This window comes from Aquimarina sp. KJ22-3 (assembly GCF_055808215.1).
In genome coordinates this window covers 209,365-235,040 of record NZ_CM147859.1, presented here as the reverse complement: position 1 = coordinate 235,040, position 25,676 = coordinate 209,365, and the positions used below count along the sequence as shown (strand labels likewise).

At 36.7% G+C, this 25,676-nt stretch carries 24 protein-coding genes; 8 read left to right on the top strand and 16 right to left on the bottom strand.

What is annotated here, in order from left to right; translation table 11 throughout:
* Positions 1-27 precede the first annotated feature (27 nt).
* From AC0L3Q_RS00970 to AC0L3Q_RS00915, 12 genes are all read right to left on the bottom strand, one after another.
* Positions 28-660, bottom strand: coding sequence for a carbonic anhydrase family protein (locus AC0L3Q_RS00970; RefSeq protein WP_073315920.1), 633 nt, complete (start codon positions 658-660; stop codon positions 28-30).
* Positions 661-686: 26 nt separating this feature from the next.
* Positions 687-2,285 (bottom strand): SulP family inorganic anion transporter, encoded by a 1,599-nt coding sequence (locus AC0L3Q_RS00965; protein WP_473284304.1) that lies wholly within the window; start codon positions 2,283-2,285, stop codon positions 687-689.
* Between the two features lie 151 nt (positions 2,286-2,436).
* Positions 2,437-2,757, bottom strand: coding sequence for a hypothetical protein (locus tag AC0L3Q_RS00960; RefSeq protein WP_073315922.1), 321 nt, complete (start codon positions 2,755-2,757; stop codon positions 2,437-2,439).
* Positions 2,758-2,838: 81 nt separating this feature from the next.
* Entirely contained in the window at positions 2,839-3,588 is a 750-nt protein-coding gene (locus tag AC0L3Q_RS00955; protein WP_473284302.1) for a tetratricopeptide repeat protein, read from the bottom strand.
* Positions 3,589-3,597: 9 nt separating this feature from the next.
* Entirely contained in the window at positions 3,598-5,364 is a 1,767-nt protein-coding gene (locus AC0L3Q_RS00950; RefSeq protein WP_473284300.1) for a BatD family protein, read from the bottom strand.
* A gap of 53 nt (positions 5,365-5,417) precedes the next feature.
* Positions 5,418-6,317 (bottom strand): tetratricopeptide repeat protein, encoded by a 900-nt coding sequence (locus tag AC0L3Q_RS00945; RefSeq protein WP_473284298.1) that lies wholly within the window; start codon positions 6,315-6,317, stop codon positions 5,418-5,420.
* Positions 6,307-7,341, bottom strand: coding sequence for a vWA domain-containing protein (locus AC0L3Q_RS00940; RefSeq protein ID WP_473284296.1), 1,035 nt, complete (start codon positions 7,339-7,341; stop codon positions 6,307-6,309). The genes AC0L3Q_RS00945 and AC0L3Q_RS00940 overlap by 11 nt, the downstream gene beginning before the upstream one ends.
* Positions 7,342-7,405: 64 nt before the next feature.
* A complete protein-coding gene (locus tag AC0L3Q_RS00935) occupies positions 7,406-7,915 on the bottom strand; it encodes a flavodoxin family protein (protein ID WP_473284294.1) in 510 nt (169 codons plus the stop codon).
* Between the two features lie 6 nt (positions 7,916-7,921).
* Positions 7,922-8,926, bottom strand: a complete 1,005-nt coding sequence (locus AC0L3Q_RS00930) for a vWA domain-containing protein (RefSeq protein WP_473284292.1) — start codon at positions 8,924-8,926, stop codon at positions 7,922-7,924.
* A 2-nt stretch (positions 8,927-8,928) separates the two neighbouring features.
* The gene (locus AC0L3Q_RS00925; RefSeq protein ID WP_473284290.1) at positions 8,929-10,077 is read right to left on the bottom strand and encodes a hypothetical protein; all 1,149 of its coding nucleotides are present in this window, start codon (positions 10,075-10,077) and stop codon (positions 8,929-8,931) included.
* 505 nt (positions 10,078-10,582) lie between these two features.
* The gene (locus tag AC0L3Q_RS00920; RefSeq protein WP_473284288.1) at positions 10,583-11,449 is read right to left on the bottom strand and encodes a DUF58 domain-containing protein; all 867 of its coding nucleotides are present in this window, start codon (positions 11,447-11,449) and stop codon (positions 10,583-10,585) included.
* An 81-nt stretch (positions 11,450-11,530) separates the two neighbouring features.
* Positions 11,531-12,532 carry an AAA family ATPase gene (locus AC0L3Q_RS00915; RefSeq protein ID WP_073315931.1) on the bottom strand — a complete coding sequence of 334 codons (1,002 nt, stop codon included), beginning with the start codon at positions 12,530-12,532 and terminating at the stop codon, positions 11,531-11,533.
* Between the two features lie 417 nt (positions 12,533-12,949).
* Here AC0L3Q_RS00915 and AC0L3Q_RS00910 point away from each other — a divergent pair, with 417 nt between their 5' ends.
* From AC0L3Q_RS00910 to AC0L3Q_RS00900, 3 genes are all read left to right on the top strand, one after another.
* Positions 12,950-13,702, top strand: coding sequence for an SDR family NAD(P)-dependent oxidoreductase (locus AC0L3Q_RS00910; protein ID WP_473284286.1), 753 nt, complete (start codon positions 12,950-12,952; stop codon positions 13,700-13,702).
* Between the two features lie 85 nt (positions 13,703-13,787).
* Positions 13,788-14,924, top strand: coding sequence for a DUF5929 domain-containing protein (locus AC0L3Q_RS00905; protein WP_473284284.1), 1,137 nt, complete (start codon positions 13,788-13,790; stop codon positions 14,922-14,924).
* Between the two features lie 16 nt (positions 14,925-14,940).
* Positions 14,941-15,669, top strand: a complete 729-nt coding sequence (locus tag AC0L3Q_RS00900) for a metallophosphoesterase family protein (RefSeq protein WP_473284282.1) — start codon at positions 14,941-14,943, stop codon at positions 15,667-15,669.
* 44 nt (positions 15,670-15,713) lie between these two features.
* Here AC0L3Q_RS00900 and AC0L3Q_RS00895 read toward each other — a convergent pair whose 3' ends face one another.
* Together AC0L3Q_RS00895 and AC0L3Q_RS00890 are read right to left on the bottom strand one after the other, a co-directional pair.
* The gene (locus tag AC0L3Q_RS00895) at positions 15,714-15,911 is read right to left on the bottom strand and encodes a hypothetical protein (protein WP_473284280.1); all 198 of its coding nucleotides are present in this window, start codon (positions 15,909-15,911) and stop codon (positions 15,714-15,716) included.
* A gap of 108 nt (positions 15,912-16,019) precedes the next feature.
* Positions 16,020-17,756 (bottom strand): helix-turn-helix domain-containing protein, encoded by a 1,737-nt coding sequence (locus AC0L3Q_RS00890; RefSeq protein ID WP_473284278.1) that lies wholly within the window; start codon positions 17,754-17,756, stop codon positions 16,020-16,022.
* Positions 17,757-18,013: 257 nt separating this feature from the next.
* Here AC0L3Q_RS00890 and AC0L3Q_RS00885 point away from each other — a divergent pair, with 257 nt between their 5' ends.
* From AC0L3Q_RS00885 to AC0L3Q_RS00865, 5 genes are all read left to right on the top strand, one after another.
* Positions 18,014-18,493, top strand: coding sequence for a hypothetical protein (locus AC0L3Q_RS00885; RefSeq protein WP_473284276.1), 480 nt, complete (start codon positions 18,014-18,016; stop codon positions 18,491-18,493).
* Between the two features lie 20 nt (positions 18,494-18,513).
* The gene (locus AC0L3Q_RS00880) at positions 18,514-18,723 is read left to right on the top strand and encodes a hypothetical protein (protein ID WP_073315939.1); all 210 of its coding nucleotides are present in this window, start codon (positions 18,514-18,516) and stop codon (positions 18,721-18,723) included.
* Positions 18,724-18,886: 163 nt separating this feature from the next.
* Positions 18,887-20,023 (top strand): SPFH domain-containing protein, encoded by a 1,137-nt coding sequence (locus AC0L3Q_RS00875; RefSeq protein ID WP_473284274.1) that lies wholly within the window; start codon positions 18,887-18,889, stop codon positions 20,021-20,023.
* Between the two features lie 46 nt (positions 20,024-20,069).
* Positions 20,070-20,213 carry a hypothetical protein gene (locus AC0L3Q_RS00870; protein WP_473284272.1) on the top strand — a complete coding sequence of 48 codons (144 nt, stop codon included), beginning with the start codon at positions 20,070-20,072 and terminating at the stop codon, positions 20,211-20,213.
* Between the two features lie 95 nt (positions 20,214-20,308).
* The gene (locus AC0L3Q_RS00865; RefSeq protein WP_473284270.1) at positions 20,309-21,199 is read left to right on the top strand and encodes a TFIIB-type zinc ribbon-containing protein; all 891 of its coding nucleotides are present in this window, start codon (positions 20,309-20,311) and stop codon (positions 21,197-21,199) included.
* A 120-nt stretch (positions 21,200-21,319) separates the two neighbouring features.
* Here AC0L3Q_RS00865 and AC0L3Q_RS00860 read toward each other — a convergent pair whose 3' ends face one another.
* Both AC0L3Q_RS00860 and AC0L3Q_RS00855 read right to left on the bottom strand, forming a co-directional pair.
* Positions 21,320-25,033, bottom strand: coding sequence for a T9SS type A sorting domain-containing protein (locus tag AC0L3Q_RS00860; protein ID WP_473284268.1), 3,714 nt, complete (start codon positions 25,031-25,033; stop codon positions 21,320-21,322).
* Between the two features lie 151 nt (positions 25,034-25,184).
* Positions 25,185-25,646, bottom strand: a complete 462-nt coding sequence (locus AC0L3Q_RS00855) for a hypothetical protein (protein ID WP_473284266.1) — start codon at positions 25,644-25,646, stop codon at positions 25,185-25,187.
* Positions 25,647-25,676 lie beyond the last annotated feature (30 nt).

The following is a 25,676-nucleotide window of genomic DNA, read 5'->3' as shown; positions in this document are numbered from 1 at the left end:
CTCTTTTTCTAAAAAATTATAAATGTCTTATGCTTCAAAGAAGGTCACTTTTCCGTCATTAATATCATACATTCCTCCTAGAATCAGGATCTCCCCATTGTCTTCCATCTCTTTGAGCACGGCACTTTGGGTTCTAATATTATCGATAGTCATGTGTACATTCTTAACAGCAACTTCGTTTACAAAATCAATATTTTTTGAAGTACGTTCTGCAGCGTCAGCAGGTTCGGTAACCGCTGCTACAGCTGGTTTTATTTTACTGATCAATGCAGTAAGGTTTCCTAATTTTGCATCATCACAAGCTCCTTTTACAGCTCCACAACTCGTGTGTCCTAATACCAATACCAACTTGGTACCTGCCAATTTGCAAGCAAATTCCATGCTTCCCAGGATATCTTCATTTACGAAATTACCAGCTACTCTTGCGCTAAAAATATCTCCTATCCCCTGATCAAAAATCAATTCTGAAGATACTCGAGAATCTATACAACTCAATATCGTAGCAAAAGGATACTGACCAGATTTTGTATCTGTTACTTGTTCCAAAAGATCTCTATCCGCTTTTAAGCTTTTTTGAAATCTTTCGTTTCCTTCTTTAAGCAACTCTACTGCCTTTTGTGGAGTAATTGCTGCTTGTGTTTCTTTTGTAAGTGCTTTCATGTGTGTAGTTACTAATATTATTAATTTTATGTGGTTCGAGGTCTTAATTTAAAAAACTGGATATAACTATCAGGATTTTCAATCTCACCTCTTTCAGAAATCAATTTGATATCTATTCTTCTATTCTTTGCCTTTTCAGAGAAGTCTTCTAAAATTTCTATGATATCATTATCCAGATATCTAGTCTTTCTAACATCCAAGGTTAAATAAGTTTCTTCTGGTAATCGATCCAATTCTTTAAGAATTGCTCCTTTATTGAAAAAAGTTACTTCTTCGGCCAATGTCATATTTACGCGATGCTTACCATTACTAACATCTTCTATATGCAGGAAGTGCGAATTTTGATAACTCTTGATAAGGATAACAACAATTCCTACCATTAATCCTAAACCAATACCCCATAAAAGATCTATAAATACAATACCTAACACAGTAACTACAAACGGAATAAACTGTTTCCAGCCTAAGTTATACATGGTTTTAAACAATGACGGTTTTGCCAATTTATATCCTACAATAAATAAGATTGCAGCAAGTACAGATAATGGAATTTTTGTCAAGAGCGTTGGGATTAAGATAACTGAAATCAACAAAAAGAAACCATGAATAATAGCAGACATTTTGCTGCGTCCTCCAGATTGAATATTTGCAGAACTACGAACAATTACCTGTGTAATCGGTAGTCCACCAATAAATCCTGAAATCATATTTCCTGCTCCTTGAGCCAATAATTCTCGGTTGGTAGGTGTAACTCTTTTTTCAGGATCTAGCTTATCGGTTGCTTCAACACATAATAGTGTTTCTAAACTTGCGACTAATGCAATAGTAAATGCAGTGATCCAAATATCTGTATTTGTAATTACAGCAAAATTAGGAAAGCTAAATTGCCCTAGAAAACTATCAATACCATCCGGAATAGGAACGGCTACCAAATGATCTTTAGTAATATTTAACGCACCATCCTTGGTAAAAACATAAAACAATATACCAACAACAACAGCTACCAAAGGACCTTGAATAAGTTGGAAAATTTTACCCTTTTTTGATAAAACCTTATTCCAAAGGATTAATATCCCCAATGCGATCAAAGCAATCACTGTTGCTCCTACACTCACATTTCCGCTAATTACGGCATTTATAGTCTTTAATAGTTCTGTTAAAGTGTTTTCTCCATCCAATTGTAAAAAGGCAAAATTACCTTCTGGATTTTTGTCCAAACCAAAAAAGTAGGGTATTTGTTTTAGAATGATAATAATTCCAATACCTGTTAGCATTCCTTTGATTACTGATGACGGAAAATAATATCCAATAATTCCGGCTTTAAGAAGTCCAAAAGCTATTTGAATTGCCCCTCCTAGTACTACAGCTACCAAGAAATTTTCGAAACCTCCCAGTGCACCAATAGCGGATAATACAATAGCCGCAAGACCCGCTGCCGGACCACTTACTCCGATTTGAGAACCACTAAGAATACCTACAACTATACCTCCTACTATCCCTGCTATCAATCCAGAAAATAATGGAGCTCCACTGGCAAGTGCAATACCCAAACATAATGGTAATGCTACAAAAAACACGACAATACTTGCCGGTAAATCATTTTTTAATGTTTTAAAAACGCTCATAATATAAATCTATTTGGTTGTTTGTGCTTTTATCTGAGTTTTAAAAAGTACAATCGAATAAAAAAATGTTTTGTTTCGGTAAAAAAACAATATCAACCGCTACCTAAGCGTATATGCTCAAGTAGACATCATTGATTGGTTACGGTAAAAACTAGGCGAATTCTGGAGGAGGCGTCTTATGTTCCAGATATACCGAAATATTTGAGGTAAACAGGTCAGGATACGTATTGATACTATTATCCACCCATCTTGTAAGTCTTTGATCGAAGTCTTGTGAAATTTTATCTTTCTCTTTTACGTCTTCTTTTTCTGAATTTTCTTTTTCCTGCTGTTCAGAACTCTCTGTTTCCTCTAAGACGATAGAGGATTTATCTTCACAAACGTAAAAATCAATTAATCCAGCCCCATAGTAGGATAAATGTAGAAGGAATCCTAACATGATTAACAAACGAGCTATTTGAGGCTTGAACATGGACTATACTAAATTTTGAGAAGCTAAAATAACAGTATTACTTTCAAATTCTGTTAAATCAATCGTAAATTTGCCCGAATATTACAATTCTTTCAGGTCTTCAGAAGGAATCCAGCCTATTTTTCCGTCGGTAAGTTTTATCTTTTTCCAATTATTTACAGTCTCGGTAACTTCTACTTTTGTTCCTTCATGCAATTGAAAAATATCTTCACTTCGAAGATTTGGTTCACTCTTGATGGTTGTTTCCTGTGCAAAAATGATCGCAAACTGATTGTTTTGTGCGTTATCAAACTGTCTGAAAGCAAAAAATATCGAGAATAATCCAATCAAAACGATTGCCCAACTAGCTACAAAAAATAAACGCTTTTTTGAGGAAGTTCTAGCCACGTAGTACAAAATAAACAACACTACAAAGCTTATAATACACAATACAGAAGCCCATGCCCAGCCATCAAACGAAAACAATGAGGTAAATCGATTTAAGGTACCCGAGATGAATCCTTCTGGTATCGCATCAATGGCATCTATTGTAGCATTTTGAGCAAAAACCAAGTTGTTTTGGATATCTTCGTCGTTTGGAGCCAATTCTAACCCCTTTTCGAAGTAATAAATACTAGGCCCTACATTACTGAGCTTATAATGCGCGTTTCCAAGATTATAATATAATGCTGCTGACTCCTGGCCAGCATCCAAAATAGATTTATAGGCGTCTATAGCCTCCTGGTACTTTTCCTGATTATATAATGCATTAGCTCTTTGAAACTTTTCCGTATGCTGCGAAAAACCAGAGAAGCATGCTATAAAAACTAGTATGTTAACTATTTGTTTCACGGTATATTTTTATAATTGTTTATCGATACTAGCAATCACTCTAGAAGCTTTATCATAATCTTGCTGCATCGCCGAAGTAGATGAAGGAGTATATCTGGCAAACTCACAACTTTCTAACAATCCTATAAATTCTATTGCAGTAGTATCATCAACATCTCTTTCTTTGAGCAATCGTTGTATTCGATCTTTGCTCATCTCACTGGTTTGGATTTGCAACTTCGCTTTAAGATAGTTATGAAGTGCTCTCTCCATAGCGATATAAAACTCTTTCTGATTTCCTAAATTTTTCTTGGCCTCAGAAAGGTATTTACGCGCTAGTTTATCTGCTTTTCTAACTCTATTCCCACTGACATCATTAAGACGTTCTTCTCTTTTCTTACCAAAGAATAAGAATAGAGGAATTGCTAACAAAGGTGCCGTTAGTGCTACCCAATATGCAGTAGACTTGAAGAAATGTTCTTTTTGGATGGGTTCGAGATTAGCATCCAGCTTCAAAAATCTGAATTGCGTACCTGTTTGTGTTACCAGCTTTTTGCCACTATTGGTAGCTTCTGTTGTGCTTACCACATCACCACCATCTGGTCCTGTTTTTACATTAATTATGATCTCATCAGAAGTAATGCGCTTGTAACTCTCTGTTTTCAGATCAAAATAAGAGAAAGAAATCGATGGTAAAGGATATTTACCCTTATACTGCGGTACCAAGGTATAGGTGTCCCCAATATTTCCTGCCATTCCGGTAAGGTTAGTTCTTACACGCTCATTATGTTCAGGTTCGTACTGCTCTAATCCGTTGGGAACACTTAATTTTGGTAAATCGAACAACTTCAGGTTACCATTACCTGTTACCGATACTTTGGCTTCTAGTGACTCTGTAGCATCCAATTCTCGTTTGTTGGTGGTTACCTTAAAATCAAAAGATCCCACTGCCCCCGAAAAATCATCAGGCCTACCTTGTTGTGGCAAAGGTTTTACATTAATCGTTCTATTACCCGCGGCCACGGTCTTGTTTACTGTAGAATATAGTCTACCCCCAAAGATATCTCTTCGTTTGGTAGGCACATCTACAGAGACCGTAAGAGTTAAAGGTTCTATGTTTAATTTCCCCGTTTTTTGAGGATACAATACGGTTTTGCGCAGTACTACAAATCGATAAGGTTCTCCTTTATATTCTCCATTTTCGATCTTCAGTTGTTTCATGTCAATGGCCTGACTCCAAAAATCACTATAGGTTGGACTATCTAATTCGCGCCAATTGCTCACGCTAATCCTTGGGCTTACATACAGTTTATACACTACTGTAATCGCTTCATTGAGATAAGGATTTCCTTTGGAGACTTCGGCAACCAAATGTAAATTCTCGCTGGCTACAAAATCAGAGTTATTTCCATCTTTTGGCTTATCGACAGCTGCTGTTATTTCTACTTGTACTGGTAAGGTTTTATAGGTTTGCCCATCAATCTCTATTGTCGCTTGTTTGATGGTGATTCTACCTCTTCGGGTGGGTTCTAGAAAATAGCTAAACGTTTTTGAATAGGATCTTTTACCATTGATCCAAGAATTACTAATGGATTGATTAGGACCACCTACAACCGTAAATCCCGAAAAAGAAGGAGGTGTAAAGTTATCCCCATCCTTATTCATCTCGAAATCCACGCGTAATCTTTCGTTTACGCCCAACTTTTTCTTACTCACCTTAGCTTCAAACTTTACCTGCGCAACGGTGAATTGAGTTACTGCGAGTACTAGGGTTAGAAAAATTAGTTTTAGTTTCATTCGTTTTATTTTTCTCTTTCACTTCATCAAAAGCTTTAGGGAAGACGATATACTTACCAGTCTTTATCGGTACGTACCTTTTGCCCTTGTGCTTTTTTGGCATTTATCTTATCCTGAACTTTCTTTTCTTCATTATTCATGGCTTCCAAGAGACTTTTTACCTGCTGAGGAGATAGCTGTCCTTGTGCCTGTTGTGGTTTTTGATCCTGAGGCTGTTCTTGTTTTTCATTTTCACCTTGTCCCTGATCCTTTTCTTCGTCTTTAGGCTCTCCTTTATCATCTTTCTCCTGATCGCCTTTATCCTTATCATCTTCGCCCTCTTCCTTATCATTCTGCTGATCCTTTTCATTGTCACCATCATCTCCTTTTTGATCCTGCTTATCATCTCCTTCTTTCTGATCCTGATTGTCCTGATTTTGCTGATCTTCGTTTTGATCCTGGTCCTGATCTTGATCATCCTGGTTTTGGTCATTTTGCTGTTGCTCTTCTTCCAGCATCTTTTTGGCCAAAGCTAGGTTATAACGAGTTTCATCATCCTTGGGATTATTACGAAGTGCATTTTTATAGGCTTCAACCGCTTCTTTATATTTCTTTTGTTCCATATAGGTATTTCCTTGATTATGAAATGCCTTATGTTTTTCGGATTTGGTCGCCGTTTCTATTTTTGTTGCCTCCTTATAACGCAGATGTGCCTCGTCATATTTTTCGGAATTATAATAGGCATTGGCAAGATTATATTTTGCTGTGGGATCTACAGGGTTTTTGGCAATAGCCTTTCTGTACTCTCCTTCAGCCTTTGGGAAATTACCATCTCTGATAAGCACCTCATTACCTGTTGCTACAAATTGTCTCGCTTCATTAGCCAACTCCTCGAGGTTCTGCTCTTGTGCAAAACTCAATCCAAATACAAACAACGATATGATAATACTATAATATTTCATTTTATTGCTCATTAAAAAGGTTTAACTTTTTTAACCAGGATGTCTTTCTCTCTAGCAAGAAAATATCTAAGAACAACAATAAAAGCCCTGCTCCCAAAAACCACTGAAACTGATCTTTGAAATCTGCGAACTGCTTTGCTTCAAACTCTTTCTTATCCATATTTTGTAATATGGTCGTTACTTCTTCTACCACATTACTGGTATTTCTCCCTTCAATATATGTGCCATCGGCTTCGTTGGCAATTTCCTGCAAAATTGACGCATTCAATTTTGTAATTACCGTTTCGCCCTGGCTATTCTTTTTGTAGGACTGTACAATTCCATTTCTTTTTATGGGGATTGGTCCTCCCTTTTGAGATCCTACACCAATGGTAAAAATTTTGATCCCTTCTTCTGCTGCTTCTTCAGCAATTGCTTGTACATTTCCTTCATGATCTTCGCCATCGCTTACAATAAACAATACTCTATTGGTTTGCTCTTCGTCATTGTAATAGGTTTTTGCCAATTCTATCGCCTCATAGATTGCCGTTCCTTGTGAGGATAACATATCGGTATTCATGGATTGAAGGAACATTTTACCCGAAGCATAATCTGTTGTAATTGGCAACTGTGGAAATGCACTAGCCGCATATGCGATGATTCCGATGCGGTCACTTGCCAGATTATTGATAATCTGAGTCACCAATTGTTTCGATTTTTCTAATCGATTAGGTGCAATATCCTCTGCCAACATACTCTTGGAAACATCAATAGCAAAAACAACATCTACTCCTTCTCGTTTTACGGTTTCCAGCTTGGTTCCGATTTTTGGGTTGACCAAAGCCATCACCAGGCAGGCCAAAGCCAGACTAATTACTGCAATCTTCAGTATCGATTTGAAAACAGAGCGATTAGGACTTAATTTCTTCAGCAATTCTGGGTTGGCGAACTTTTTTTGCATCGTCTTTTTCCATACCAACACTCCTAAAAACATGAGTACGAGTACCGGAATCCCCAGTAATAACCAAAAGTATATTTTTTCTTCAAGTAGATACATATGTTATTTGTGTTATCATCTATTATTACAACTATGGATCTCACCTATTGTTACAATTATTAACTCAACTTTTTATCTGCAATGCAAAAGCATTAATCTTTTCTTTCACATCAGCAGGAATTTCATCATCTTTTACCCAGGAATGCACATCTCCCAAATAATTCATGCCTAAATAAGAAGCACTTCTTGAAAATGGCAAATGAAACTCTTCTGGGCGATCATCACTGTTACTACAGCTCAACATACCCATATTCATCCCTCGAAGCATACGACCAAAGTCCTTTTCCTGATACAAAAAATCTGAAATTCGATCCAAAAATGTCTTCATCGTTGCACTCATTGTATACCAATATACAGGAGTAGCAAAAATGATCGTTTGGTAATTTTGTACTATCCCTTTAAAGAGATAATTAAAATCATCATCCTTATTTTTAAATTCATAATCAAAATAACCAATGTCTTTCTGACTAAGATCTACAGCTTCAAAACCAGTAATCTCCTGAAGATATGTTACCACTTTGGATGTATCTCCATGACTACGTGAACTACCAACTAGTATTATTCCTTTATTCATCAATTTTTACACAAAACTTCTAAATACGGTGTATCGAAGCAAAAACTCGACAAAAATCAACAATCCGGCTAGTAGCACCAGGGACCTGAATTTTTCTTCGTAGTTATAAAACTTAAACTCTTCGATATCCGTTTTTTCTAATTTATCAATTTCCTGATAGATTTCTTCTAATTTTTTGTTATTAGTTGCTCTAAAATATTTTCCTCCGGTTGCTTTGGCGATTTCCTTCAACAATTCTTCATCAATTTCTACCTGTACCCTTCCATACTGGAAAGAACCGTTGGGTAATATAGCAACAGGAGCCAGAGCCATCCCATTGGTTCCTAAGCCAATCGTATAGGTTTTAACACCATATTCTACCGCCAGTTCTGAAGCAATTTTTGGATCGATAAACCCGGCATTATTAGATCCATCGGTAAGTAATATGATCACCTTGCTCTTTGCTTTGCTATCCTTAAGCCTGTTTACTGAGGTTGCTAATCCCATCCCGATGGCTGTTCCGTTTTCCAAAACATTGTCGTAGCGTACATCTTTCATGCTATTCAAAACAATAGATTTATCACTTGTAATTGGTGTTTTGGTAAAACTTTCTCCCGCATATACCACTAACCCGATTCGATCATTAGGTCTATCTTTGATAAATTCTGCTGCTACATCTTTTAAGGCCTCAAGGCGATTTGGTCGTAAATCTTTGGCTAGCATACTGGCAGAAACATCGATAGCCATCACAATATCAATACCCTTGGTCGTTTTGGTTTTTGTAGATACATCTACTGTTCTTGGCCTTGCCAGGGCTGTTATAATTAACGCCATTGCAATTAATCGTAGTGCAAACAAAAGTGGTTTTAGTTTTGTTAACCAGCTACCAGTAACCTTAAAACCTTTGATACTAGATATTTTGAGCTCGGCCTGTTGTTTATTACGTTTCCATATGAACCAAGCTATCGCCAACGGTAACAACAAAAACAACCAGAAAAACTGTGGATTTTCGAATGTAAAGTTTTCAAACATTGCTATTTGGGATTTCTTAGTTCTACAGAATTAATAATGCGTTGGGCCACGTCTCTGGCATAACGATCTTCTATATCATACACAACTGTGATTTGCTGAAATCCTCCTTGTTCGGCAAAATTAAGCATCACATATTCATTCTTTTGTGTCGTTTGTTTTACTTGGTTGGTAATCTCAAAATTTCCAAACACTTTTACTCCTTTTGCACCACCCAGGGTCTGGTATTCTTCATTTTTCACCGAAATATTTTTAGCTCCATTCCCTTCTAGATATCCTACACTACCTTCTACTGCTTTTTTAAGATCTACCTGGGTTTGTTGTTGGTAAGATAAGGTGCTTACTACTACATAAAAATTACCAAGTATGCTTCCGTAGGCAAAGGTTTCGTTTCCTTTAAGGATTTGCTTTTGCTCCTCAGTCAATTGATACTCATTTCTGATCAATACTTTTGGAGTAGAGATTGTAACGGGTGGAGATCCATACGCACTAGATATCCATTGGCTTTCTGCCAGCTCCTTGGTAGGATGACCTAATAGCGAATCTTTTACCACATCATACCCTTTGATTAGGATAAAAGCAATGAGTGTAATAGCAACAACTCCTACTCCCGCCAAACTTCCCAGAATAATCTTCTTCTTCCTCTTTTTCTCTGCAACTGTCTTTCTGTATTCCTCATCCGCCAAAAGTTCTTCTTCGGTTGGCTCTGGAATTGCCTCTTTGGTTTCGGTAATCACTCGTTCGATCACATTTCGATCCGCTTTTGCCGTCCCAATATCTGGTTTTGATTTAGCGAATTTGGCCATATCGGCAGTTTTCAGAACACTCTTTAGCTCTTCTACCGTTTGCTTGTCTAAATCCAGTGCTCCGGATTTAATTTCTTCGTCTAACTTGGCGATCAACTCGTCGGTAGTACTCTCCATAGCGTGATCATACACCTCTTCATCAATATATTTTCTTGCGGTATCACTAAGTTGTGAGTAATATTCTTTATGAGAATCTTCTTCAAGTAAATGAGATTCGTCTATTCTTCGCAACGCAAGCATAGCTCTTTCGTAGGCCGGTAATTCTTCTTCTTTGGCCTGTTTCTTCTTTTTCTTCGGAAGACAAAAAATGCAATTGCTCCCAGCAATAGTAATGGAATCAAAATCCACCAAATGTATTTTTTCAAATTAAAAAAAGAAGCATCAACCTCAACCAGAGGTTTGATCTCATACATTTTTTGTTTGGTGGTATCTACCAAAACATCCCGCACCTCTACCTTTAATGAATCGGTAAAAAATACTTGATCCCCAACCATTACTTTTTGTCGAGGTATGGTATATTGTCCCGAATCAAACTGTGTCAGTGCGTACTCTTTAATAAGACTGTATCGGTTATCATTTCTAGCCGTATCAATAGTATACGAATCGATAACCTCTAGTGGCATGAATGTCTGCCCTTCTGGAAAAACTACAATCTGTGTAGAATCTGCTTGCACTTCCATCTTATATCGAATTTCTTCCCCGATTTTGATAGAAGTGGAATCAATAGTTCCCTTTACCTGCGCATAACCTGCGGTAGTCAATAAAGAAAAAACTACCCATAGAAAGAACGGAACTACTTTTAGGTTTTGTTTTTTTGTATGTGGTAATCGATTATTCTTCATTAATAGTGCTACTATCCTCTTCTTTTAAAATATCCTAGTAATTTTTTTACATAACTTTCATCAATCCTACTGCTTAGCGATCCTGCTCCACTTCGATTAAAGCTATCTTTGAAATAGTTGATCTGCTCGTTGTAGTACTTGCTATAATTCTGGCGTATTTTTTTAGAACCTGTATTGACCAAAAGCAATTCTCCGGTTTCTTCGTCTTCCATCTGCACCATCCCAAGATTAGGAATTTCCTCTTCGTACCGGTCATAAACTCGTATTCCGGTTACATCGTGTTTTCCAGAAACAATTTTGAGCGTTTGCTGATATTCGTCTGCAACAAAATCAGACAGTATAAAAACGATGGCTTTCTTCTTCATTACGTTCGAAAGAAACTTCAGTGCCTCGGTAATATTGGTCTTTTTACTCTTGGGTTCAAACTCCAAAAGCTCTCTAATGATTCGCAAAACATGAGACCTTCCCTTTTTTGGTGGAATAAACAGTTCGATCTCATCGGTAAACAAAATCAATCCTATTTTGTCGTTATTTTGCGTAGCCGAAAACGCCAAAGTAGCCGCTATTTCGGTAATGATTTCTTTTTTAAATTGTTGTTGAGTCCCAAATAACTGAGATCCCGAAACGTCTACCATCAACATCATGGTAAGCTCTCGCTCTTCCTCAAAAACCTTTACATAAGGTTCATTATAACGCGCGGTAACATTCCAATCTATATTACGTACATCATCTCCAAACTGATATTGTCGTACCTCGCTAAAGGTCATACCTCTTCCCTTGAAGGTAGAATGATATTCTCCCCCAAAGATATGATCACTTAACCGACGTGTTTTGATCTCAATTTTTCGAACTTTCTTTAGTAAATCCTTAGTATCCATTGCATTTCTTTACGATTCTGATTTTTTGACGAATGATTGAATTAAGTATCTGTGTAATCATTCTTCGAAAACCTAAAAACCCTATGGTACTTCGATCTCGTTAACGATCTTATTGATAATATCTTCAGAAGTTACATTTTCGGCTTCAGCTTCGTACGTAATTCCGATACGATGACGCAATACATCATGTATTACTGCTCGTACATCTTCTGGAATTACATATCCTCTTCTTTTGATAAAAGCATAGCATTTTGCTGCTGTTGCCAGATTGATACTACCACGAGGAGAAGCTCCGAAGTTAATCAAAGGTTTTAAATCTTCTAAACCGTATTTTTCTGGATAACGAGTAGCAAAAATGATATCCAGAATATATTTTTCAATCTTCTCATCCATATAAACTTCTCTCACTGCTTTTTGAGCATTCAGAATTTGCTCTAGAGAGACTACTGGATTTACTTTTTCAAAAGATCCTTTCAGGTTGGCACGAATGATCAACTGCTCCTCATCTAGTTTTGGATAATCAATCACGGTTTTTAGCATAAAACGGTCTACCTGCGCCTCTGGTAGCGGATACGTTCCTTCTTGCTCTACCGGGTTTTGTGTTGCCATTACCAAAAATGGTTTGTCCAGAATAAAAGTCTCATCACCAATGGTTACTTGCTTTTCCTGCATGGCCTCTAGCAATGCACTTTGTACCTTTGCAGGAGCACGGTTGATCTCATCTGCTAATACGAAGTTGGCAAAAATAGGTCCTTTTTTGATAGAGAAATCGTTCTCTTTTATGTTATATATCAAGGTTCCTACTACATCAGCAGGAAGTAAGTCCGGCGTAAACTGAATACGACTGAAACTACCATGAACTGCTCTCGACAAGGTATTAATCGCCAAGGTCTTTGCCAATCCCGGCACCCCTTCTAACAGAATATGTCCTTGACCCAATAATCCGATCAACAATCGTTCTACCATGTGCTTTTGACCCACAATCACCTTGTTCATCTCCAAGGTCAATAAATCCACAAACGCAGATTCCTTTTCTATTTTTTGGTTGATTGAAGCTATATCAATAGAATTGTTCTCTTCCATCTATTTTTAATTTTAAAAGCGTGAATTTAACATTACTAATTCAACATTGCAAATTGTTAAAATAATTTTCGACACCCTGTTAATTCTAGGTTAAATATATCCTATATAACTAAGCAAAAGCCCAAATTTTACAGTATATTTAACGCTCGTTTCAGAAAAAACAGGACATACTGATACACATCGTTTTTACGATGAGTATTTCAAAGACGAAACCTAGATATAGATGTTGCATTTCAAGCAGCCAACATGATCAAAAGCTTTTCTTTTTTGTCTGTGCTGTAGCTATATTTTATTTTTTGGCTACAACAGACGATTTTAAAGAAAGTAAATACTCCCAATATGTTGCTATATCTAATGGTTGGTATGACCATTTTTAGTAATCAGAATTTCTAAAATAAAAAGAATAAGTATTCACCTATGAAAACAGCCTTAATTACAGGTGCTACCAGTGGCATCGGAAAATCTACTGCTATTGCATTTGCCAAATTACACTACAAATTAATTCTATGCGGAAGAAGAGCAGACCGGCTTGATCAACTACAACAGGAATTAGGAGAACATACCCAAGTACATACCTTGTCTTTTGATGTAAGAGATAAACAAGCCGTATTTGATGGTATAGAAAGTCTTCCTTCTGATTTCGATACTATCGATATCTTAATCAATAACGCAGGGAACGCTCATGGATTGGATCCTATACAAACCGGAAATCTGGAGGATTGGGATGCTATGATGGATATTAATGTAAAAGGGTTGTTGTATGTATCAAAAGCGATCATCCCAAAGATGGTTAATCAAAAAACGGGTCATATCATCAACATAGGTTCTATAGCTGCCAAAGAGGTATACCCCAATGGTAATGTCTATTGTGCCAGCAAGCATGCAGTAGATGCCGTAAACAAAGCCATGCTTATTGATCTTAATCAATATGGCATAAAGGTGGGAGCTGTTCATCCTGGTTTGGTAGAAACCGAATTCAGCAATGTACGATTTAAAGGAGATGATGATCGAGCAGATAATGTATACAAAGGTTTTGACCCACTTACCCCAGATGACATTGCGGATATCATTGCTTTTGTTGTTACCAGACCCTATCACGTCAATATTTCAGACTTGATTGTATTGCCTACAGCCCAGGCTACAAGTACTATGGTTAACAAAAGTTTATGATTTCTTTATTTTCACATCATTGTCTCCCGAATAAAAATAGCTAAGTTTATGTTGGGAAAAATGTCGATTGCAATTTGTAAAAGGAATGATTAATAAACGCCTACTTATCAAGAACCTACTCGCTCATAATGACGAAAATAGTTTTTATGACAAAAAGAGGAAGCTTAATATTGGCGAAAAGGAGGGTAAAGCCAAGTTTTTGAAACATATCTGTGCTTTATCCAATTCTAATCCCGAAAACAACTCTTATATCGTGATTGGCGTTGAAGATGAAGATAATCAGATCGTTGGTGTAGATTTTTTTGACGATAGCAAAATCCAAAATCTGGTTAATGCGTATCTTGAAAATCCGCCTTTGGTAGCTTATGAAAATATCCCATTTCCACATTTACCTGGAGACAAAGTAGTTGGATTGGTATCCATCCGATCACAATCCAATAAAATATGTGCACTACGCAAGAACATCTGGAAATATTATGGTGGAACGGTCTTTTTCAGAGATGGAAGTATTAGTATGCCCAAAGTTTTTGATATAGAAATCAAAGATGTCAATTCTGAAATTGTAAGCGCTATCGAAAGTCATGCGCAAAACAATATCGAGCTTACTCTAGACGGTGTTTTTGATTTTATGAATTCCAGAAAAGATTACAACCCGGCATACAAGGTTTTTAAAGAGTATTTTGTGGTTTGCTGGGCAGGTAAAGAAAAAAGACAAAACGGAGACGCTTATTACTCCAGAGTCGATATTGCATTGATCAATGAACAGGTTAAGCTTTTTTATTCAGAACTTGATGAGGTGAGTATATCCTTATCTGAAGATCAGTTTAAAATTGTAGAATACGTACAACTTGGATTGCAAGAGACTTACAAATATTATCCGCTTGAAGAAGTTGTCATCACTTTCAAGGACAATGCTAGTTATGATATTGAAAGCAAATTACTTTTTGACCCTCCACAGTTTGATCGAAAAACATTGTATCACCTATACAACAGTAATAATGCACTAATTGATAAGTTAAAAAACAAAATTCCTTTATCAAAAAATGAAGAGAATGATTTGTTAAACCTCCCCGCAACTTATCTGATCTGTTATTTTAATGATTTTAAAGAAGCAAAAGAAAAACTTGAAGACGCCAAACCCCATCTAAAAACGTACAATGGTAAAGTATACTCCCTTTATAAAGAAAGCATAAGAATTTTAAGAAAAGTCAGATACAGTTAATACCTAGTAAAAAAACATGAGCAGAAATTTGGTAATAGGAGACATTCATGGCGCGCTAAAAGCCCTGAAACAATTAATACAAAAAATAAATATAACTCCCGATGATCATCTTATTTTCCTTGGAGATTACGTAGATGGGTGGAGCGAAAGTGCAGAGTTGATCTCCTTCTTAATAGAATTGAATACTACTCATAATTGCACATTTCTAAGAGGAAATCACGACGAATTATGTTATACTTGGTTGACCCAAAACTCCTATAATTCTGACTGGATTAAACACGGTGGTCAAGCTACCATGAATTCGTATGCAAAAAAGTCTAAAGAGGAAATAGAAACTCACTTACACTTTTTTGAAGAATTAATTAATTATCACATCGATAACCGTAATCGATTGTTTTTGCATGCTGGTTTTACCAATTTGCATGGTCCCCACCGAGAATATTTTGAAAAATTGTTTTACTGGGACAGAACCCTTTGGGAAACTGCTCTTGGTCTAGATACTCAACTAGAAAAAACGGACTGCAGGTACCCTAAAAGACTATTAATTTTTGACGAAATATACATAGGGCATACTCCTGTTACCCGAATTAATAAAACCGTACCTATTAAAGCAGCATGTGTTTGGAATATGGATACTGGAGCAGCTTTTAAAGGACCTCTAACCATTATGGATATAGATACCAAAGAATACTGGCAAAGTGATCCTGTGCATCTACTTTATCCTGAAGAAAGAGGAAGAAATTAAATAGAAAAGAGGACTTTGATAGTCCTCTTTCTTTTATCATATCCTCATATACGGATTATTGTTGTTCCCGGACAGTCATGGGTGTAACATTTATCGGTGTCTTTTGGACATACCCGAGGGTTCTCCGTTTGTATTAAAATAGTTAAAATAGAAGTGCCTGCTCCTTTGATCGTATCCAGTCGATCTAATTGCGCAACATTTAGCTTTTTAAGCTCTAATTTTTTTGCTTTTACTTTTTTCATGTCCTTGCCTTATAGTGGTTTACGTTGTCTGCTCAAATGTATAATAAGAATAGTAAAACCAGCCATTTAATAAAGCCACATTACATGGATTTCATGAATTTCGATAAATTATTCAATGGGCAAAGATGTGAGTTTACGCATAAAATAAGAAGGCTTAATACCCGTGCTCTTTTTAAAAGCAGCCGAAAATGATTCCGCACTATTAAAACCCATTTCTTCGGCAATACCTTGTATCGTATAATTTTTTAGGGATGCATTTTCTTTTAACTGTTCTACACTATACTGCACCCTTAATTCATTTACGTAATTGGTGAAACTCTTATTTTTATGATAATTAATAACCTTCGATAAATACTTCGTATTCGTATTAATTTCTTTTGCAAGAGAAGAAATGCTAATATTCTTCTGAAGAAATTGACGCTCTCCTTCAAACTGATCAAGTTTACTAAGAATATCATTAACTACATCGTCTGCAATCCCTATATCATCATCTGTCATTTTTTTAGATGATTCTTCTCTTTTATTTCCTTGGGTCAGTAATTCATTAAATTTTTGTTGGTACTTCTTTCTTTTTACAAATTGATAATAGGTAAAACCGGTAGCCATTAATGACAATAAAATCAAGATGATTACCCAAAAACTAAGGGTACTTGCGTTCTTTTCTAGTTCAGTGATTACATCTTCTTTTTCTTTTAGCAATAGTGGGGTGTCAAACTCTTTGAATAACTTGGTAGAAACGGATGCTCTTTGACTTCCAATCATACGGTCAAATTGAAGCAATCTATTGATATAGGTCAATTGCTTTTCTTGTTCTGAATTGGCCTTATACCATGCAATCAAAAACTCATATCCTTTTCTGGTTTCAGGAAGAATAATGTTATCCTTTTGAATTAGAGCATCCATACGTAAAAACTCCTTTTCTGCTCGCAGTGTGTCCTCCTTTTTAAGATAAAGCTGACCCAAATAAAAAGATCCCAGCACATAACTCTCAGTATCTTTTATCTGTTCTTCTTTCAGCAATCGTATTCCCTTGTTGATGCTATCGTATGCACCGTCAAAATGCTCTTTAAAGAATAAATTAACTCCTTCATTTAGTACCAGCTTCCCATAAAAATGATGTTTAAGTTTTTTGCTTTTCAAGGACATCACAATCCCTTTATGATTATAGAAAGAAGCTGAATCTAACAACTTGTTATATCTATAGGATTCTGCCATAGGAATCAATGACAACAAATAAGACATCGCATTTAATTCCTCCCTATTACTCTCATATTCAAAATTCTCTTTAAACAAAGTAAGCGCTTCTTCATGCTTATCAATCTTGGTTTTTATGCAGGCGATATTATGATTGGTACTTTGTATGTACTCGGTATTTTGTACTTGTTCTGATAATACTAAGGCAAGAATATAATTATCTAAGACACGTTGATAATCCCCTTTTGTAAAATAATACCCTCCCTTAAAAGAGTACGCCTTTATAGGATATCTATCATTATCCAATCTTTTGGTAATGGCAATAGCCAAATCCAGGAGTGCAATTTTTTCGGATTCCTCGGCCGCATAATAGGATAAAGAACTATAGGCTTCTGCCATTTTTATGGTATCCTTATCGGCCATTGCTTTTTCGAGATATGTCGATAAATACAATTTGGATATAAGCGTATCTCCATTTGCATTTCTGTAGGCAGTGTACAACTCGTCGTAAGAGAGTTTCTGCAACGAATCCTTAGTAATCGACTCTTGCCCAACTGCAGTATACACCCCCAAAACAAAAACTGTGAATAGTCTAAACAGACTAATTAAGCTAAAAAAACCATTTGTTTTTTTGGGTATTAAGACTATCATTTTCTTACGAAAAAGGAGTTGCAAGTGCTACAAATATAAGATTTTGAACCAATAACAGGTTTCATAAAAAATGTAACTACATCCCAAAAAAATGGCACTTCATTAAAAAGCAAATACCCCAAAAAACAAAAATAACGGAATTCATGAATTTCGACATTGATTTCATGAATTCCGACATAAGTCATTTGTTTTCAAGTAAATAGCGAATCTATATTTGCCATTTACAGCTAACAAATTAATCTTTAAAATTAAAACAAATGAAGAAAGTATTTTATTTTTTACCAATCCTTGCAGTTTTAGTTTTCACATCTTGTGAGAAGGAAGAAGCAGATGAGATCATCAACCACGACCTTGAAACCAATCCTTTCAAAATTGAAACCATTGAAAACGATAATGGTAAAATTTTCACTTTAGCACCGGGGTTATACGGTCCAAATGAGACAACCCCGTTTATCAATATAAACTATACTCTAGTTGTCCCGCAGGAAATATTAAATCAAGCTCCGGAAGCAAGTCATAAATACCAGCTTAACATCTCTTATCAAGCATATGATTGGACTACAGGTGAACACTTTTGGGCACCAGCCTTAAACACAGATGTTCCGTCAAATGGGACATTACTTCGTTTTCCTGCTCAATTTGATGGCGCAAAAAGAACTAAATGGCTTATAGGATATGGAATCTATGGAGGGGTTGGCCCCTGGTTTCAGTACAAAGAGCTTGTTGTTAATCATTAATCATATTAAAATTTACTATCATGCTCAAAAACATCTTACATCTTGAAAACGTTGAAAAAATCGACCGTGACCAACAAAAACATATTACTGGTCAGGGGTTTGCTCTCCATCTTCCTATAGGAATCGCTTGCCGAAAAGGAGATCAGATTTGCTGCGGTAGTGGTCGCGGTAAATGTGGACTTGCCGGTGGTATATACAACGGTGGTCAATGCTTTTGTTTCAACTCCTAATTTTCATTTATTAGAGAGTGTTTGTCCTTAATTTACAAGCTTCAAAGAAATAAAACCTTTGAAGCTTGTTGTATTGATATGATCTCTATTGATCTAAAATTAATTTTTCTTCGACATTTCTATTTTGTAGATTTAGGACACGAATTCATAAAATAGACAATCCATGGGAATTTTTGACGAAATAAAGAAAAAGCTCAGCCACGAATTTATTGATATAATTGAGTGGTTAGATAATACTGATGACACTATTGTTCATCGATTTGAACGCTATCAAAATGAGATAAAAAACGGTGCTCAACTCATCGTAAGAGAAGGGCAAACTGCTGTATTTATTAATGAAGGCCAATTAGCAGATGTGTTTACACCCGGCACCTACACACTAAATACACAAAACCTGCCAATTTTGGCAACCCTAAAAGGATGGAAATACGGCTTTAATAGTCCATTTAAAGCCGAAGTATATTTTGTAAACACTCATTTGTTTACCGACGAAAAATGGGGAACAAAAAACCCAATTACACTCAATGATGATCGTTTCGGATTAGTAGAGATAAGAGCTTTTGGAACCTATGCTTTCAAAATTAATGATCCTGGTAAGTTTATTATCGATGTAGTGGGTACTGATGCCAACTTTACAAATTTTGAAATTAACGAGCATTTAAAAAGCTTAATATCCACTCGTTTTACAGATACTATTGGGGAAGCCAATTTGCCTATCGAATTATATGCTGCCAATACCACCGAACTTTCTGAAACCTGTCTGGAGGTGATGCAACCTGAATTTAATTCTGTGGGAATTTCTTTAGAAAAATTCTTCATCGAAAATGTATCGATGCCAGAAGAGTTGAAGAAAGAAATTTTTGAGTACAGCCGAATCGATAAGTTAGATTTGGACAAGTTGACCAAATTCAAAACCGCCAAAGCTATCGAAGCTGCAGCGGCTAACGAAGGCGGCACAGCAGGCGCAGGAATGGGAATGGGAATGGGATTCGTTCTAGCTCAGCAGATGGGTGGAATGATGAATCCAATGGCCGGGCAGCAACAAGCTCAGGTACAACCTACCTCTCCTACAGCTCCTCCACCAATGCCGGTACAAGTGCAGTATTTTTATGCTCATAACGGACAACAAGCAGGCCCTGTTTCATTTGATCAATTAAAAGCACTATTTGCTAACAGAACGGTAAATAAAGATTCTTTGGTTTGGAAACAAGGAATGGCTAATTGGACTGCCTTGAAGGATGTCGAAGAGCTAAAATCATTTTTAGGAGGTAGTACACCACCGCCACTACCAGGGAACTAAGAAAAGAGAGATAATATAGAAATCATCAAACCCGATCATTGCTCTATTGGATAATGATCGGGATATCGGATTTATGGAAGAAGAAAAGAGAGCTGTTTCAGAACAAAAAAGTCCTGTTCCAATTGCGGAGCAGAACTTAAATATAAACCCGGTACGACCTCTATTACTTGTGAGTACTGTGGAAATGTAGAGGAAATCGTTCAAGATCCTAATGGGTTTCAAGAATTGGAACTCAAACCCTATCTAAACGAAATGGGGTCGCAATCACATTCAGAAAAGATTGTGATGTTGCAATGCACAAACTGTGGAGCGAATCAACATGTCGAAGAAAATTATAAGTCTTTGCATTGTGTGTATTGCACCACACCACTAATCATTGAAGATGCGTATAAAGAAGATTGGATTTTACCAGGTGCGGTACTTCCGTTTCAATTTGATCAAAAAAAATCACATCAGATATTTTCAAAATGGGTAAAAGGATTATGGTTTGCTCCTAATAAGCTTAAGAAAGCCGCATTAGACCCTCAAAATACTAAGGGATTATATTTACCATACTGGACCTTTGACGCGCAGTTATATGCCAATTACTCGGGGCAAAGAGGAGATTATTATTATGTTACTGTGCCCTATACCGCAACTGTAAATGGGAAACGAGTACAAAGAACTCGCCAGGAACGAAGAACCAGATGGACGCCAGTACGAGGCTCTATCAGTGGTTTTGTGGATGATACGCTTATCCAAGCCTCTCATCAGCATAAAAACCCAATCCCTTCAAAGATCTCTAATTGGAATTTGGAGGCTTTAGAAAGTTTCAATACGAGTTATTTGGCTGGCTTTGTAACCGAGAAATATACTATTCCGTTAAAAGACGGTCATCTTGCTTCTACCCAAGAAGCAGAGCGTATCGCAACTACTTGGGCACGTAGAGATATAGGAGGGGACACTCAACGTGTTTCTTCGATTGATATGACACTTTCAGAAGAAACCTTCAAACATATTTTACTTCCTGTTTATATTAGTGCATACCGATTCAACAGTAAAACCTACAATTTTTACATCAACGGCCAAACTGGAGCCATTTCTGGAAAACGTCCTTACTCCTTCTGGAAAATTTTCTTTTTTGTACTATTCATTATAGCAGTAATTGGAATCATTTTGGTGTTATCTAATCAGTAATTAATGCAGTATTGCGTTTTTGTTTAAAGCCAAACAATAAACATAGATTATACTTTACCATTAAAATAAAAAAGGAGTTGAATATTCAACTCCTTTTCTTTGTTATGTATCTAAAACTAATTAGTTTTTAACTAGTTTAAATGTTCCTTGTATATCTCCAGAGAATTTTGCAAAATACAATCCAGGAGCAAAGTTTGAAGCGTTCCAAACAAAAGCTCCACCCAGACTAATATCAGAATTAACCTGTACCAATCTTCCTATACTATTGTAAATTCTTACAGTAGTTTTTCCTCCTGATTTTGATAATCTATCTCCAAAGTTGAAAATAAATTCACCGTTAGAAGGGTTAGGATGAACCCCTGCACTTGTGAAGGCTTCTATAGTTGCCAGTTCTGTTTCTGCTCCTTCAGTCTCATCACCCCCTGAACCAGTAATGTCTCCAAAAATTTGAAATCTTTGATCAGCTGAAACTTCACCGAATATTTCAGATCCACTCGTCCAATCTACTGCTCCTGTTCCGAAAAGATTAAGGACATCTCTAAAATGGCTTTGTTCACCTACCACATTGTCTTGTGATAGCCAACTCCAAATATTAGATCCGGCAAAAGCAAGATTCACATATACGGATATCCAATAATTACCACTTTCTAAAGTCACAGCTTCAGGAAGAGCTATATTAAGATTTGCATCATCAGCTTCTGATAACGGAACAATCTCTCCGCTATTATATACCTCATCTCCAGGAAGTCCGGCATTATCTTCATAAATTACTACCGTGACATTGTTAAGTGCACCGGTTCCACCAAAACTTCCAAATGCTAATACTCTGTTTATACTCCAAGTATCTCCAGCTGGTACTATAAAATCATCAGCAGATTGTGCTAAACCACCAAAATCTAAGAAATTCTGTGAAGGTAAAGAGCTTACAATTGCATTCGTTTGCTCATAAATAGAAGGTTCTGCTACAGTGATTGTAAATCCTTCAGAAACTTGCTCTTCTCCTGAAGTTGCTATCAAACCAATAGATGCAACTCCTATAGCATCTGAAGTATACGATACCGTTAAAACATCTCCTACTAAAGTTGCTGTCACTAATTCTGGATTTGTATTTGTAACTTCAATATCGATAGGGCGCCCTTGAGATTGAACGAATAACCCAGTAACATCTATTTCTGTGTCTTCACTGTTTTCATTTACTGTAAAGTCATCTAGAGGAAATGCTACACTTAAGGTTGGTTCTGGTACCTCATTGAAAACAGGGAAACGCGCACTAAACATACCACTACCTCCTGATGCTATAGCGATAAATCCATCTTTTCTGGCTACCACCTCATCGGTAACTGCACTTCCAATTCTTACATTTTCTTTTCTCCAAACTGTGTTCTCTCCATTCAATCTGGTCGTGTAATATAACCCCGTACTAGTTGCAGCGTAAATTCTTTGTCTTCTAGATCCGAAAAATCCTTGACTTCCTCCAAAGAAAGCAGTACTTCTTACTGAAGGACCATTACCAGATCCGTCAGGATTTTCTTCAAGATTACCACTGATATTAGTCCAAGTATCCCCGCCATCTTCGGTAATAAATACACTTGGGATTCCATAATTTGAAAAAGTAACAATAACGCGGTCTGAATTTGAGGCATCTATATTGATATCATTAACAAACCCTGTTGGTAATCCTTTTCCTGTAGTAATATCGACTGCTTGTTGCCCGTCTATATTAGCATTGTCCATTCTAAACACCTGACCTGCATTGGTACCGTAGTATAACCTGTTTGCTACTGGGAATTTTGATACTTCCAAAGCAGTTACTCTAGTTCCTACTGGCGTAGCAGAAGTTTCTATGTTTACCCAATTAACTGGTGTTGGACCTGTTGATGATAATGGAATTTCATCCAGGTTATTATTTCTCCATATTGTATTTCCGCCAGGAACATACATTACATTATCTTTGATTGGATCTAATGCAAAAGGATTAATGAACGCAAATCCAGTTGCACCTGCAGGATGTACAGTTGCAAAAGACACTCTATTTCCTTCTTCATCTAAGTTAAGACGACGAATAATTCCATTTTGAACGGAAACATAATGTGTTCTTCCATTGTCTGCGATAGCATTATAACCACCGTCAGCTCCTAGTTGTTCGTCCCAATCATCGGTAGGGTTTGAAGAATTAGTAAACCAAGAACCGTTATCCTGGAATCCAGCTAAAAGATTTTCATCCTCAGACTGTGGATCAAAAGCAACATGATATGGGTGTGTTGTTACATAATTATTATTTAACGATTCCCAGGTTACCTGTTCTGCATCATCATTAACAACAGTAATATCTTCTGTTAATGACAAACCTCCATCATGACCAGCAATGGCTTTATTTGGATTTGACGGAAAAAACACTAAAACGTGTTGATCTGCATGCTGATTGGTATATGATGCTCCTCTACCAATAGTATTTAATAAAATATCTAATTCACCCGGTCCGTTTCCTCCTATCCAGGTTTCTGCTCCTGCAGGAGTGGTAAACCCTGTATTCGATCTGTATAAACATGTACCTCCAACAAATACAATATTGGATTGTGTAGGGTGCACCTCACAAACCATATTATATCCACCTTGAAGATTTAAATCTCCAATACCAAAGTTTATCGGTATTGTAACCGGTAAATTCGCCGTAAGATCTACCCAAGCTTCTTCTAGTGTAGGAGCCAATGCATCATATCTAAATAACACCGCTTGATTTGCTGGGTTTCTGTCTTGTGTAAAGAAATAAACCGTACTCTCGTTAGAGTGATCTATTCCGATTTTACTTCTTCCATAAGCAGGAATAAAATTTGGAGGCGTGATGTTTGTCCATGTCTCTCCATTATCACTAGAAGTTAAAAACCCAGTATTAGGAGCAGCATTGGATGATGTTGAAGCATAAATAATACCTGTTGGGCTGATGCTCATTTCTGCAAAACTATCAAATCCCGTTTCCAGTACTTCTTCAAAAGAATTTCCACCATCCTGTGATCTGAAGATTCCGTTGAAAGTAGCTACAAATAAATCTCCATTAGTTGGGTTCATTACCAGGTCATTGATAAGATCAAAAGGAGACTCAAAAGCACCTACATTTTCGTTAAGGGTAGCTCTTAATTGCTCCCAGGTACGTCCTCCATCTTGAGATTTGAAAATTCCGTTCCCTTGAAAGAAAGCACCTCCTGCACTAACACCACTTCCTCTACGCTCTCCTCCGGCGTAATACCAGGTAAATCCTCTACCTGGTCGTGGATCCTGTACAATGGCAGTAACACTAGGGTTCTGAAATCGTCTAGTCACTTTTCTCCATGTACGACCTCCATTTTGTGATCTCCAAAGACCACCAGAAACACCCCCAGCTAAGATCACATTTTCATTGTTACGATCAACAGCCACAGCTCTAGTTCTTCCACCTACGTTAGCTGGTCCTCTGTTTTTCCAATTTGAAAAGCGTGCTCTTTTAGAAGATTTTGAGATTTGCTGCAATGATTTTTGAGAATCATCTCCAATCGCAATCTTGCTAGAAAACTCAATTTCCGCTTGTCTGATTCCATTAGGAATTTTACCCGATGGATCTTTTAAACGCTCGAATTCGAATTTCGCTCTTTCAATAGCATCTTCGCGTTTAAGCGCTTCACGATAATCTATTGGACCAGCATCACTACTAAAAACCTGTTGGTTTTTTAATGTTTGTGTGTTTGCTGATGGTTTTGCCTGAGACTTGAGGCTTGGTTGTTGGGCATAGGTAATCGTTGTAGCTCCCAACAAAGCTACAGCCCAAACCGAATGTTTGAGCGAGAATAGCAATTTTTTCATTTTATTAAGCTGATTTGTGAGTAAGCGCCAAATCTAACTTAATTTTTTCAAAATTTTTCTTAAAGTTTAAGAAAAATTGTTCTGACCTTTTATTTTTTTATGAAGACCTTTTGTTGAAGAGAAGAATCAAACCTTAAGGTACTACATTTCATTATTTTTTACTACCGTAACTAACAATTTCGTAGGTTGTTTGATTAAAATCCTGGCACAAAGTCTCTATTACAACCATAGAAAGTCGTTTGTCTTTCGTCAAATCTTTCTGTATCACTTTTCTACTCAGCGTCTTATTTACAAAACCTAATTCGATCTCCTGCCCTATAGACAACAAGTTCACTATAGCTTGCCCTGATCCATTAATAGCATCAATTTTAATCTTGACTACATCTTTATAATTTCTGCTACAAATCGTCTTTTCTTCTCCCACTGCCATAACAGTCGCCACAATATGCACAGTGCTTGGATCTATTCGATCATAAACTACAACATCCTCAAACTTTGGTTTTTCCACTACAGTAGGTTTTTCTTTTTTGGCAGGCTCTTGTTCTTGTGCAACAGTGTTGGTCTTACAAGATACAATTGCAATCACAACCAAAATATATACTATCCTTTTCATGTTTGGTAAAATAAAAAAAGGAGCTGAGAA